This window comes from Halomonas sp. ANAO-440 (genome assembly GCF_019915905.1).
Lineage (GTDB): Bacteria > Pseudomonadota > Gammaproteobacteria > Pseudomonadales > Halomonadaceae > Halomonas > Halomonas chromatireducens.
On record NZ_JAHXBV010000046.1, the window covers coordinates 51,519 to 64,656 of the forward strand.

Genomic DNA, 13,138 nt, shown 5'->3' on the forward strand with positions numbered 1-13,138 from the left:
CCATGCGCTGGCAGTGCGCCGCTCATATATTGGCCAGTCCCGAGCGCAGGAAATCGAGCACGTGGCGGGATGCGACATTGAGCTCGCGCTCCTTGTAGTACAGGCCGATGCAGACGCTCTCGAGTTCCGGCAGGTCCCTGGCACTGCTGGCATGCTTCAGGTTGTCGGGTATGACCGATTTGGCCATGGCCGTGATCCCTAGGCCCTCCTCGACCGCCGAGAAGATGCCCAGCAGGCTGGTGCTCGTGTACATGAACCGGAAGGGGTGTTGCTGGCCCTGCAGGGCCTCCTCCATGATGGCGCGGTAGACACACCCCTGGGGGTAGGCAATTAGCGGGATGGGCTCCTCATAGCCATTGATGAGGCGGCTGTCCTTGTAGACCCATTCCAGATTCTCCAGCCGGTAGTCCCGGGCGTCCCTGTCCTCGTTCTCCTTGGCGCGCTCCATGGCCAGGGCGATGTCATAGTGCCCCTTTTGATAGCGCTGAAGGATCACCTTGCTGATTTCACAGTCCACTTCCACGATGATGTTGGGATAGACCCGGGACAGGTTTCGCAACGCCTTGGGCAGGAAGGCCAACTCGAAGTCATTGGGAATGCCGAGCCTGACCTTGCCGGAAACATTGTCTCCCCTGACCTTGGCAATGATCTGATCATTGACCTCCAGAATCCGCCGCGCAGCCTCATAGAGATATTCCCCATCCTCGGTCAGCTCGAGGCTGGAGCCCCGCAGGAAAATCTTGGTATTGAGTATCTCTTCCAGCTTCTTTATCTGGAGGCTGATCGCCGGCTGGGAGCGGCCGAGTAGCTCGCCGGCGCTGGTGAAGCCTCCCAGATCCTTTATCGTGACGAAGGTCCTCAGCAGGTCGGTCGGTATATTCGTCATAGGCTTACCTTTGTCATGTCTGACGCGCCGGGCCATCGAGCTGGAAAGCAACACTAATTCCGAGTGCATCGTCTCGAGTATATCGCACGGAGCCACGCCAGCGGCGTCATGGGGCGTGCCCAGGTGTTGGAGAGGGTTGCGACAGCATGCAGGCAGGGAGGGGACTCCCCTGGTGCGCATATTGGTTGCCTGCCCTGGCGAATGCGTTAGAGTCGAGCCATGAACGATATCAAAGGCACTACCCGTGCTGCAGACCGAGCCCCTAAGAGCGCCTCGTTGATCGATATGGCAGCAGGTGCGTCGCTCTCTGTCGGTTTCGTCCTGCTGCACCGCTTTACCCTGTTCCCCTTTGCGGCCTTTGTCGACTGCCTGCGACTGGCGGCCGACGAGGGTGATCGCAGCCGCCAGCTGCGCTGTCACTGGACCTTCATGACCAGCACTGGTCAGGAGGCCGTTTCCAGCTGCGGTGCTGCGGTCTCACCCTGCCTGACGTACCGGGATCCCGCTGAATTCGACTACATCGTGGTGATCGGCGGTGTCCAGGACCAGCAGGACCGGGTCGATACCACGGCGCTGGCCTACCTGCGCCAGGCGGCGGCTGCCCAAGTGCCGCTGGTCGGGCTGTGTACCGGGGTATTCGCCCTTATCCAGGCGGGGCTGATGAAGGATCGGCGCTGCTGTGTCAGCTGGTATCACCACCACGACATGGTCCAGCGCTTTCCCGCCATCGAGCCGGTGGCCGATCGGCTCTTCATCGATGATGGCGACCGCATCACCTGCGCGGGAGGCGCGGCAGGGGCGGACCTGGCCGCCTACCTGGTCGAGCGGCACCTGGGGAAAGCGTGGGCCATGAAGAGCCTGCATATCATGCAGCTCGACGAAGCGCGCACCGGGGTCCATGCGCAACCGCAGCCGGTGGTCTTCGGCAAGGTCGAGGATCGCCTGGTGCGTCGCTCCATCGCCCTTCTCGAGCAGCACCTGGGTGAAGCGATCTCGATGGAGGTGCTTGCCGAGCGCGTAGGGACGTCGCGTCGCAATCTGGAACGTCGCTTCCGCGAGGTGCTGGGCGTCGGCCCCCAGAAGTTTGCCCGAGACCTGCGGCTGCGCTACGGGCTCTGGCTGCTGCACTACACCGGCAAGAGCATCACCGAGATCGGCGAGCGCTGCGGTTTCGCCGATACGCCGCACTTTTCCCGCCACTTTCGTAGCGCCTTCGGCATGACACCATCACAGATGCGCAAGCGTGCCAGCGAGCCCGGCGGTGACAAGGTCGACCCCTTCTTCCTGCATGTCGAGGGCCGCCCGGCGCTCTGAGCCGCCTTCCCCCTTCCCCTCGCCCTGTTCCTTCGGCTTCAAGCCAATGCAGCTTCCCGGGCCCCGGTCCGGTCATGGCCGCGTTCTGAATCGGCTCGCGCGTTCAGGGAGTCTGTCGCATTTATTCAATCTTTCTCCCTCCCCCAGGCCTTTAATCGCTGCATGAGCTGAATACCTTCGCGCTGATTATCTGCGCATAAGGATTTCAAATTTTTCATGCAGGCAGGTTGCCGATAGATTCGAAGACACACCCTGCTCAGTACCGATAACAACAGGAGTCAGTCATGAACCAGGTTGGCCTCACCACATTCGATTCCCAGATTGCCGCTGCAATCGCCGACGAGGTGGCCCGGCAGGAAGCCCACGTCGAGCTGATCGCTTCCGAGAACTACGCCAGCCGCGCGGTAATGGAGGCCCAGGGCACTCAGCTGACCAACAAATACGCCGAGGGCTATCCTGGCAAGCGTTACTACGGCGGCTGCGAGCACGTCGATGTGGTCGAGAAGCTTGCCATCGAGCGCGCCTGCGACCTCTTCGGTGCCGACTATGCCAACGTCCAGCCCCACTCCGGCGCCCAGGCCAATGCCGCGGCGTTCATGGCCCTGGTGAAGCCGGGTGATACGGTACTTGGCATGAGCCTGGCCCACGGCGGCCACCTGACCCACGGGGCGGCACCCAACTTCTCCGGCAAGCACTACCACGCCGTGCAGTACGGCCTGAACCCGGAGACCGGCGAGATCGACTACGAGGAGGTCGAACGCCTGGCTCGCAGCCACAAGCCGAAGATGATCATTGCCGGCTTCTCGGCCTACTCCCGGGTAGTCGATTGGCGCCGCTTCCGCGCCATCGCCGACGAAGTAGGCGCCTGGCTGCTGGTGGACATGGCCCACGTGGCAGGCCTCGTGGCGGCCGGCCTCTATCCGAGCCCGCTGCCCCATGCCCACGTGGTGACCACCACCACCCACAAGACCCTGCGCGGCCCGCGCGGTGGCCTGATCCTCTCCGCCCATGGCGATGCGGACCTCTACAAGAAGCTCAACGGCGCGGTCTTCCCGGGCCAGCAGGGCGGCCCGTTGATGCACGTGATCGCGGCCAAGGCGGTGGCATTCAAGGAGGCCATGAACCAGGACTTCGTACGCTACCAGCAGCGGGTGATCGACAACGCCCGGGCCATGGCTGGAGTCTTCGTCGACCGGGGCTATGACGTGGTCTCCGGCGGCACCGATGACCATCTGTTCCTGGTCTCGCTGATCAAGCAGGGCGTCACCGGCAAGGATGCCGACGCGGCGCTGGGCCGTGCCCATATCACCGTCAACAAGAACGCCGTGCCCAACGATCCCGAGAGCCCCTTCGTCACGTCGGGTTTGCGTATCGGCACCCCGGCAATCACCACGCGCGGTTTCGGTGAGAGCGATAGCGTCGAGCTGGCCGGCTGGATCTGCGACATCCTCGACGTGCTGGCCGAACGCGGCAATACCGATGCCGTGGAAGCCGAGGTGCGCGAAAAGGTCGCCGAGCTCTGCGAACGGCATCCGGTCTACGGTGCTGTTGCCCCGGCAACGGCCGACGAAGCCGCCACTGCCTGAACCCGTATGGGCTGGCCCCGCCCGCGGGGTCGGCCGAGGAGAGAGAACATGCAACGCTATTCAGGATTCGGGCTGGCGAAGCACGCCCTCAGCCATCACGAGAACTGGGAGCGCCAGTGGCGCAATCCCACGCCGAAGAAGCAGTATGACGTGATCATCATTGGCGGCGGCGGCCACGGTCTGGCCACAGCCTACTACCTGGCCAAGGAGCACGGTATCACCAACGTTGCCGTGGTCGAGAAGGGCTGGCTGGGTGGCGGCAACACCGCACGCAACACCACCATTGTACGCTCCAACTACCTTTGGGATGAGTCGGCAGCGCTCTACGAGCATGCGATGAAGCTGTGGGAGGGGCTCTCCCAGGACATCAACTACAACGTGATGTTCTCCCAGCGCGGCGTCATGAACCTGGGCCATACCCTGCAGGACATGCGTGACATCCAGCGCCGGGTCAATGCCAACCGCCTCAATGGCATCGACGGCGAGGTGCTCAACCCCGAGCAGATCCAGAAGATCGTGCCGATCATGGACTGCTCGAAGAATGCCCGCTATCCGATCCTCGGTGCCTCCTGGCAGCCGCGGGCCGGCGTGGCGCGCCACGATGCCGTGGCCTGGGGCTATGCCCGCGCCGCCGATGCGCTCGGCGTGGACCTGCTGCAAAACACCGAGGTCACGGGCTTCAAGATCCGCGACGGTCGCGTCTTTGGCGTTCATACCAATCGTGGTGATATCGAGGCCAATACCGTCGGGTGCGTGGCGGCGGGAAATTCCGGCGTGCTGGCCAAGATGGCCGGCTTCCGCCTGCCGCTGGAGTCCCATCCGCTGCAAGCGCTGGTCTCCGAGCCGCTCAAGCCGGTGCTGGATACGGTAGTGATGTCCAATCATGTGCATGGCTATATCAGCCAGACCGACAAGGGCGACCTGGTGATCGGTGCCGGCATCGACGGCTATAACGGCTATGGACAGCGCGGCAGCTTCCCCACGGTGGAACACACTCTGCAGGCCATCGTCCAAATGTTCCCGATGTTCTCGCGAGTGCGGATGAACCGTCAGTGGGGCGGGATCGTCGACACCTGTCCGGACGCCTGCCCGATCCTGTCGAAGACGCCGGTCAAGGGCCTGTTCTTCAACTGCGGCTGGGGCACCGGCGGCTTCAAGGCCACCCCGGGCTCGGGGCATGTCTTTGCCTGGACCCTCGCCAAGGGGCAGACGCATCCGCTTGCCGCTCCTTTCTCTATCGACCGTTTCCATACCGGAGCCCTCGTCGACGAGCATGGCGCCGCTGGCGTAGCCCACTAGAGGAGCAAGTAACATGTTTCATATCTATTGCCCCTACTGCGAGGAACTCCGTGAGGAAGAGGAGTTTCACCCCAAGGGCCAGGCGCACATTGCCCGTCCCGCAGACCCGGACACCTGCAGCGACGAGGTATGGGGCGACTACCTGTTCTTCCGCGACAATCCCCGCGGTATCCATCATGAGCTTTGGGTCCACGCCGTCGGCTGCCGCAAGTTCTTCAACATTACGCGCAACACCGTGACCTACGAGATCCTCGAGACCTACAAGATGGGTGAACAGCCGACGATCACTGCCGAAAGTCTGGCTAGCCGGGAAATGCAGGGCAACGTCCAGGTCGCCGATGGCGGCCTACAGACCGTGGGCGCCAGTAACGCCGCAGTGGCATCGGCCAAGGGAGAGAAGGCATGAGCAAGTCCTTGAAACAGCCGAACCGTCTTCGTGAAGGCGGGCGTATCGATCGAGCCCGCACGTTGAGCTTTACCTTCAACGGCAAGCGCTACCAGGGCCATGCCGGTGACACCCTGGCCTCGGCACTGCTGGCCAACGGCGTGGATATCGTCAACCGCAGCTTCAAGTATTCGCGCCCCCGCGGCATCGTTGCCGCCGGCCCCGAGGAGCCCAATGCCCTGATCCAGCTGGGCAGCACCGAGGCAGCCCAGGTGCCCAATGTGCGGGCCACCCAGCAGGCGTTGTTCGATGGGCTTACGGCACAGAGCACCAACGGCTGGCCCAACGTCCAGCGCGATGTCATGGGTCTGGTGGGCAAGCTGGGCGGGAGCTTCATGCCGCCGGGCTTCTACTACAAGACCTTCATGGCCCCGGCTTCCATGTGGATGACCTATGAAAAATACATCCGCAAGGGCGCGGGCCTGGGCCGGAGCCCCATGGTGCCGGACCCCGATGTCTACGATCATCTGAACCAGCACTGCGACCTGTTGGTGGTTGGCGCCGGCCCTGCCGGCCTGGCCGCGGCACTGACCGCAGCCCGCAGCGGCGCCCGGGTGATCCTCTGCGACGAGCAGGAGGAGATGGGCGGCTCGCTGCTCGAAAGCCGTGAGCTGCTGGATAGCCAGCCCGCCGCTCAGTGGGCGGAGCAAGTGCTGGCCGAGCTTGCCGGGCGGGCTAACGTCACCCTCTTGCCACGTACCACCGCCAATGGCTACCACGATCACCATTTTGTGACGCTGCATGAGCGGCGCACCGAGCATCTCGGCGAGACCGCGCCGGTTGTCGACGGCGTCCGCTCCTCGCGCTCGCGGATGCATCGCGTGCGCGCCGGCCAGGTGCTGCTGGCCACCGGCGCCCACGAGCGCCCGCTGGTTTACGCCAACAATGACGTGCCGGGCAACCTGGTTGCCGGTGCCGTCTCTACCTACATTCGGCGCTATGGCGTGGTGCCGGGTACCAAGCTGGTGCTCTCCACCACTAACGACCACGCCTACCGCGCCGCCCTGGACTGGCATGACTTTGGAAAAGGGGCAGGCCGTGAGGTGGTGGCCATCGTCGATGCGCGCCCGGCGCCGGACGGCGAACTGGTGGAACAGGCCCGCGCTCGTGGTATTCGCGTCATCACGGGCTCGGCGGTACTGGAGGCCAAGGGTAGCACCCGGGTCAGCGGCGCGCGTGTTGCCGCCATCGACGCCGAGGCCTTCAAGGTCACCGGCCAGGCCGAGACCCTGGCCTGCGACACCATCGCCAGCTCCGGCGGCTACAGCCCGGTGATCCACCTGGCTTCCCACACCGGCGCGCGGCCGTCCTGGAGTGACGACGTACTGGGCTTCGTGCCCGGCCTGGTGAAGGGCGTACATGCCGCCGGCAGCGCCCGCGGGATCCACAACCTGGCGGGAGGGCTGGCCGACGGCGTCGCCATGGCTACGCAGGCCCTCGAGACGCTTGGCCACTCGGCCGGCAATATCGAGTTGCCCCAGGTCGATGTCATCCGCGAAGGCGCTGCCTGTGCGCTCTACCAGGTACCCCATGAGAAGCCGACCCTGCGTGCGCCCAAGCAGTTCGTCGACCTGCAGAACGATGTCACCGCGGGGGCCATCGAGATTGCCACCCGCGAGGGCTTCGAGTCCATCGAGCACGTCAAGCGCTACACCGCCATGGGCTTCGGCACCGATCAGGGTAAGCTTGGCAACATCAACGGCATGGCCATCGCGGCGCGTTGCCTGAACAAGACGATCCCCGAGGTCGGCACCACGGTCTTCCGGCCCAACTATACGCCGGTGACCTTTGGTGCCATCGCCGGGCGCCATTGCCGTGAGCTGTTCGATCCCGAGCGCTATACCGCCATGCACCAGTGGCATGTGGAAAATGGCGCTGAGTTCGAGGACGTCGGCCAGTGGAAGCGTCCCTGGTACTTTCCGCAAGTACGCCCTGACGCCGCCAACGGCGAACGCGAGAGCATGGCGGAAGCGGTGGCCCGCGAGTGCCTGGCGGTGCGTGAGAAGGTCGGCATACTCGACGCCTCGACCCTGGGCAAGATCGATATCCAGGGGCCGGACGCCCGCGAGTTCCTCAACCGCATCTACACCAACAAGTGGGCCAAGCTTGAGGTCGGACGTGCCCGCTACGGCCTGATGTGCCGGGACGACGGCATGCTGATGGACGATGGCACCACCAGTTGCCTGGGCGAGAATCACTTCCTGATGACTACCACCACCGGCGGTGCCGCCGGGGTCATGGAGTGGCTGGAGCTGTGGCACCAGACCGAGTGGCCGGAGCTGAACGTCACCTTCACTTCGGTGACCGACCACTGGGCGACCATGACCATCACCGGGCCGGAGGCGCGCCACCTGCTGGCCGAGATCACCGACATCGATCTCGACCGCGAGCGGTTCAAGTTCATGGACTGGCGTGAAGGCAAGGTGGCCGAGGTGCCGGCGCGGGTCTTCCGCATCTCCTTCACCGGGGAGCTCGCCTACGAGATCAACGTCCAGGCCAACTACGCTTTGCACGTCTGGCAGACCCTCTTCCAGCACGGCGAGAAGTACGGCCTGACGCCCTACGGTACCGAGACCATGCACGTCCTGCGGGCGGAGAAAGGCTTTATCATCGCCGGCCAGGACAGCGATGGTTCGGTGACCCCGGAGGACCTGGGCATGCAGTGGGCCGTCGGCTACGACAAGCCTTTCTCCTGGGTGGGCAAGCGGGCCCTGTCGCGCTCCGATACCCGCCGCACCGACCGCAAGCAGCTGGTGGGTCTGAAGCCGAAGGATCCGAAGGTGGTGCTGGAAGAGGGCGCGCAGATCGTCTTCGACCCGGATCATGCCATCCCCATGCCCATGGTAGGCCACGTGACCTCGAGCTACTACAGCCCGACCCTGAAGAGCGGCTTCGCCCTGGCGGTGGTCAAGGGTGGTCATCAACGAATGGGCGAAACCGTCTACCTGCCCATGGCCGATGGCAAGACCCACGCCGCGGAAATCGTCGGCCCCATCTTCTATGACCCCAAGGGAGAGCGCCAGCATGTCTGAACAAACCGCAAACTGGTTCAACCTCTACGACGCGCGGCCTTCGACCGAGGTCCCGGCGGAGTCTCCGTTGGCTTGGTCCTGTCACAATAGTGGCCGCCCGAAGGCCAGTGACAAAAGCCGTGCAGTGCTGCATGAGCGGGCCATGCTGGGCCATTTGATCCTGCGTGGCGGTGCCATCGTGCTGGACGAGGCGGTGCGCCAGGTACTCGGCTTCGGCCTGCCGGGGCGACCCAACACCTTGAGCCATGACGAGAGCGGAGAGCGTTCGGTCCAGTGGCTCTCGCCGGACGAGTGGCTCTTGATCGTGCCCGGCGGCGAGGAGTTCGCCCTGGAGGGCAAGCTGCGCGAGGCCCTGGGCGACGCCCACTACGCCATCGTCAACGTCAGCGGCGGCCAGACGCTGCTCGAACTGACGGGCGAGAAAGCTCTCGAGCTGCTGATGAAGTCGACGCCCTACGACGTCCACCCCGACGCCTTCCCGGTGGGCAAGGGCGTTACCACGGTGTTCGCCAAGAGCAGCCTGATCCTGCGCCGACCGACGGAGGATCGCTGGGAGCTGGTATTGCGCCGCAGCTTCGCCGACTACTGCTATCGCTGGCTGCTGGATGCTGGCGAGGAGTACGCTATCGGCGTCGAGGCTTGAGATGCTGGGGCCGGTGCGTCACCGGCCCCATTCGGAGAAACGGAAAATGCAAGACAAGAACAACCGCTGGATCCTGACCGCCCAGTGCCCGAGTCGGCTTGGTACGGTGGACGTGGTGACAAGGTTTCTCAAGGAGCAGCGCTGCTACATCACCGAGCAGCAATCCTTCGACGATCACCTGAGCGGCCACTTCTTTATCCGCACGGAGTTCAGACCGGAGGCGGAGGGGTTTGGTGCAGAGGCGTTCCAGGCTGGTTTTGCCGAACGTGCCGCCGAGTTCGAAATGACTTTCGAGCTGACCGCACCGGGCACGCGAATGCCGGTGGTAATCATGGTCTCCAAGGCCGATCATTGCCTCAACGACCTGCTCTATCGCTATCGCACCGGTCAGTTGCCGATCGATATTCGCTCCATAGTCTCGAACCACCCCGACCTGGCGTCTCTGGCGGAGTGGCACGGGATACCCTACCGCCACTTCCCGATCACGCCGGAAACCAAGCCCGAACAGGAGGCGCAGGTTCGGGAGGAGATCGAGGCGAGCGGTGCGGAACTGGTGATCCTGGCCCGCTACATGCAGGTGCTCTCCAGCGAGATGTGTACCAGGCTCTCGGGCCGGGCGATCAACATCCACCACTCCCTGCTGCCCGGCTTCAAGGGTGCCAAGCCCTACCACCAGGCGTATGAGAAGGGAGTAAAGCTGGTTGGCGCCACTGCCCACTACATCAACGACGACCTGGACGAGGGGCCGATCATCACCCAGGGGGTGGAGCCGGTCGGACACGCCGATTACCCGGAAGACCTTGTCGCCAAGGGGCGTGATATCGAGTGTCTGACCCTGGCTCGTGCGGTGGCCCTGCACGTGGAGCGTCGCGTATTCCTGCACGCCAGCCGTACCGTGGTCTTCGACCGGTAGCCGTCCGAGGCTTGGAACTTGGTGGGAGCCCTGTGGGTTGCACAACGTCACGGTGGCTCCTTGTTAGCCAGGATATTTTAATTATTAGAAGCGCGAAAAGACTTGAAATAAGTTCGAGACGTTACACATTAAAGATGGGTAAAATCTCTGCCGGTAATCAAAAAAACGATACCGCTCTGGGCAGGGGGAGCATGAACAGGACAACACACTGGTTGACCGCTTTCGCTGCGTCGCTGGTCATGATGAGCAGTGGTGCGGCACAGGCCAATTTCGATTTTTCCACGACACTCGACGATCGCATCGAGCCGGCCTTTTCCCAGGCCGGGTTCCTTCACGCGCTCGATGCCATGGCGATGCCGGCCGGCCTGACGCCGGATGAGATCTGGGTCAGCGTGGACCTGAAGAGCCGCCTGGTCATGGTCTATCGCGGTGAAAACGTGATGAAGCGGATCGAGCACCTGGCCTATGGGGCGGGAGGGGCGGCTCCGCTGCGAGCGAAGGGTAGCTCCATGACGCCGCTGGGCGAGTTCCGTGTGGATCGGATTAATCGAGCCTCGCGCTTCGGTCTCTTCTTCGGTATCGATTACCCCAATGCCCAGGTGGCCTCCGAAGCGCTTAGGGTCGGCAAGATCACTCCCGAGGAGTACCACTATATCGCCTCCTACCGGGCGCGCCATGGCAGGGCACCGCATACCACGGCCCTCGGGGGGCTGATCGGCCTGCATGGGTTGGGCAGAGGCGATCCCGATGTGCATCGAAGCTTCGACTGGACGGAAGGGTGTGTCGCCGTCGATAACTATCAGATCCGCGCGCTGGATCCCTGGCTCAACATCGGTACCCGGGTCGTGATCCGGGGTTAATCCGATTAAGGGAGGGTTGGCGCAGCATCGATGCAAAGGCGGTCACGGCCCTGATGCTTGGCTTCATAGAGGCTGGTGTCGGCACGCTGGATGATCTGCCACGGGTCACGGTCACTGTCGCGGAGCTCGCTGAGCCCCAGGCTCAGCGTGTAGCGGATCACGCCGGCCTCTGTCTGCACGGGATGCGCACGGTTGATCTCCAGGATGCGTTTTGCCACCAGGCAGGCCTCCTCCGGACTTGTTTCGGGCAGCACCACCACGAACTCCTCACCGCCATAGCGGGCAAGATGGTCCTGGATGCGAAGCATGCTGCGGGTCACCTGGACGATCTCCTTGAGCACCTGGTCGCCGACCAGGTGACCGTATTCATCGTTGATCCGCTTGAAGTTATCCACATCCATCAGGATGATGGACAGCGCATGGCGCGAGCGCCGTGAGCGCTGAAACTCCTGCTGGAGCTGCTGCTCGAAGAGTCGTCGATTCCCCGCCCCGGTCAGCCCATCCCGGTCGGCCAATTGCTGCAGGGCCGCCTCGGCCTCGCGACGCCGCTGGATCTCCTCCTTGAGGCGTCGGTTGGTGAACAACAGATACCCGGCAAGGCCTGCCGCCACGACAACTACGCTCATGAAGGGCAGTAACCAGCGCCAGAGGGTGAGCAGCAGGGTGGTGAGGGTCGGAGGAGCAGGCTGGAACAGGAAGCCCTCCAGCTCATAGCCGTCGATCATGCCCATGGCCAGGTACTGGTCACCGATACTCTGCCAGCGCTGTGGGTTGCTGTAACCGATCTCGATGAGACTCGGTTGCATCAGCTCGCGAACCTGTTCGGCCTCATGCAGCAGCAGGTCGCGATCGATATCACCATGGCGCCTGGGGTAGGCCTCCAGGATCAGGTCGACGGTCTCCTCGACATTTTCAAAGGCATACACCCAGCCTCTGATGGTGGCCTTGCGGAAGGCCGCGACGCGTTCTGGGTGCTGTTCCACCAGGGCCTGGCGCGTGAACAGCAGGTCCCCATAGAAATCGATCCCGTAGTCGGCAGGCCGGATGATCACCGGCACCTCGCCATGCCGTCTGACGGCATAGAGGCCATCGGTCGAGTAGGCCGGCACCAGCTGTGTCCGGCCCGCGTAAAGGTCCTGCAGGTTCCAGCTCGGTGCGGCGTTGTTCAGCGATTCGAGATTGACCCCGGCGGCGAGAAAGGTAGCCAGCGTTTCGGCACTGATTCGCTCATCCACTCCCGGCAGCGTGACGCTGATCGGACGATCACCGACCTCCTCAAGTCGAGAAAAACCGAAGCGCTCCAGGGTCAGGAACACCAGCGGCGAGCGCTGCATGATATTGGCCACCACCATGACCGGCTCACCGCGGGCACGATGCAGGAGCAGGTCCGAGCGGGACACGCCGAAGTCAGCCCGTCCGGTGACCACCTCCCGCACAGGATCCGCCGCCCGGCCAGCGGCATGGTACCCACCATCGCGAATTTCGACGTCCAGGCCGGCTTCCTGGAAGTACCCCTGCGCCTTGGCCGCGTAGTAGCCGGCATACTGGAACTGGTGATACCAAAGCAGCTGCAGGCTGACCGGTGTCAGAGGCGCTTCGTTGGCAAGCAGTGGCCGCGGTGAGGCGAGCAGGCCCAGTGCCAGCAGTAGCGTGATACACACAGTCAGGAGGCATCTGCCGGAACGGTTGGGCATAGTTGCCCCCAGTGGGATAGATGGCTCACCAAGTGTAACCAGAATGCAATAGGAAGACAGCTGTTTACGGCAGTGAAGCTGATGCGGGGATGGCGGGAGAAATGCCGTTTATTCCCCGTTTATTGGCTGATCGGGCGGCAGGTGCAGCGCGTAAGCTGGGCGTGATCAGGCTGGTACCGGCCAGCCACATTGCCATGCCGAGAGGCAAGGAGGAGTTGCAGCGCTCGCTGCGACAGCCTATGCGCCCTTCCCGTCTCGCACGCTGGACGGCCGGGTGATACACAATGAGCGCACGGCCGACCTGGCCCCCACCGGGCGGCAGCAGGATATCGAGCTGGGCTACCGTTTCCGATCGAGCCGGCACGGTCTCCTGCAGTTGAACCTGAGCCACACACTGGAGCCGGAACATGATCGTTCTGCCCGCTCTGACACGGCGGTGGTCGTCAACTATCAAGTCGCGTTTTGA

11 protein-coding genes are annotated in these 13,138 nt (G+C 63.5%); 9 read left to right on the plus strand and 2 right to left on the minus strand.

Annotated features, from left to right (window positions below; all coding sequences use genetic code 11):
- Nucleotides 1-22 precede the first annotated feature (22 nt).
- The gene (locus KZO25_RS19280; protein ID WP_223138158.1) at nucleotides 23-886 is read right to left on the minus strand and encodes a LysR family transcriptional regulator; all 864 of its coding nucleotides are present in this window, start codon (nucleotides 884-886) and stop codon (nucleotides 23-25) included.
- Nucleotides 887-1,105: 219 nt separating this feature from the next.
- Between KZO25_RS19280 and KZO25_RS19285 the strand changes: the two genes are divergently transcribed.
- The 8 genes from KZO25_RS19285 to KZO25_RS19320 all read left to right on the plus strand — a co-directional run bounded on the left by KZO25_RS19285 (nucleotide 1,106) and on the right by KZO25_RS19320 (nucleotide 10,978).
- Nucleotides 1,106-2,200 carry a GlxA family transcriptional regulator gene (locus tag KZO25_RS19285; protein ID WP_262489141.1) on the plus strand — a complete coding sequence of 365 codons (1,095 nt, stop codon included), beginning with the start codon at nucleotides 1,106-1,108 and terminating at the stop codon, nucleotides 2,198-2,200.
- Between the two features lie 284 nt (nucleotides 2,201-2,484).
- Nucleotides 2,485-3,786 (plus strand): serine hydroxymethyltransferase, encoded by a 1,302-nt coding sequence (glyA, locus tag KZO25_RS19290; protein ID WP_223138159.1) that lies wholly within the window; start codon nucleotides 2,485-2,487, stop codon nucleotides 3,784-3,786.
- Nucleotides 3,787-3,834: 48 nt separating this feature from the next.
- Nucleotides 3,835-5,085: a sarcosine oxidase subunit beta family protein gene (locus tag KZO25_RS19295; RefSeq protein WP_223138160.1), complete on the plus strand. Its 1,251-nt coding sequence runs from the start codon at nucleotides 3,835-3,837 to the stop codon at nucleotides 5,083-5,085.
- A 13-nt stretch (nucleotides 5,086-5,098) separates the two neighbouring features.
- The gene (locus KZO25_RS19300; protein ID WP_223138161.1) at nucleotides 5,099-5,491 is read left to right on the plus strand and encodes a sarcosine oxidase subunit delta; all 393 of its coding nucleotides are present in this window, start codon (nucleotides 5,099-5,101) and stop codon (nucleotides 5,489-5,491) included.
- Nucleotides 5,488-8,562: a sarcosine oxidase subunit alpha family protein gene (locus tag KZO25_RS19305; protein ID WP_223138162.1), complete on the plus strand. Its 3,075-nt coding sequence runs from the start codon at nucleotides 5,488-5,490 to the stop codon at nucleotides 8,560-8,562. The genes KZO25_RS19300 and KZO25_RS19305 overlap by 4 nt, the downstream gene beginning before the upstream one ends.
- Complete coding sequence (locus KZO25_RS19310; RefSeq protein ID WP_223138163.1) at nucleotides 8,555-9,205, plus strand: sarcosine oxidase subunit gamma; 651 nt, start codon at nucleotides 8,555-8,557, stop codon at nucleotides 9,203-9,205. The genes KZO25_RS19305 and KZO25_RS19310 overlap by 8 nt, the downstream gene beginning before the upstream one ends.
- Before the next feature lie 46 nt (nucleotides 9,206-9,251).
- Complete coding sequence (gene purU, locus KZO25_RS19315) at nucleotides 9,252-10,118, plus strand: formyltetrahydrofolate deformylase (protein WP_066452182.1); 867 nt, start codon at nucleotides 9,252-9,254, stop codon at nucleotides 10,116-10,118.
- 191 nt (nucleotides 10,119-10,309) lie between these two features.
- On the plus strand, nucleotides 10,310-10,978 hold the full coding sequence (locus KZO25_RS19320; RefSeq protein WP_223138164.1) for a L,D-transpeptidase: 669 nt from the start codon (nucleotides 10,310-10,312) through the stop codon (nucleotides 10,976-10,978).
- Between the two features lie 5 nt (nucleotides 10,979-10,983).
- Here KZO25_RS19320 and KZO25_RS19325 read toward each other — a convergent pair whose 3' ends face one another.
- Nucleotides 10,984-12,672, minus strand: coding sequence for a GGDEF domain-containing protein (locus KZO25_RS19325; RefSeq protein WP_223138165.1), 1,689 nt, complete (start codon nucleotides 12,670-12,672; stop codon nucleotides 10,984-10,986).
- Between the two features lie 274 nt (nucleotides 12,673-12,946).
- On the opposite strand from KZO25_RS19325, the gene KZO25_RS19330 reads away from it, so the two are divergent.
- A complete protein-coding gene (locus KZO25_RS19330) occupies nucleotides 12,947-13,138 on the plus strand; it encodes a hypothetical protein (RefSeq protein ID WP_223138166.1) in 192 nt (63 codons plus the stop codon).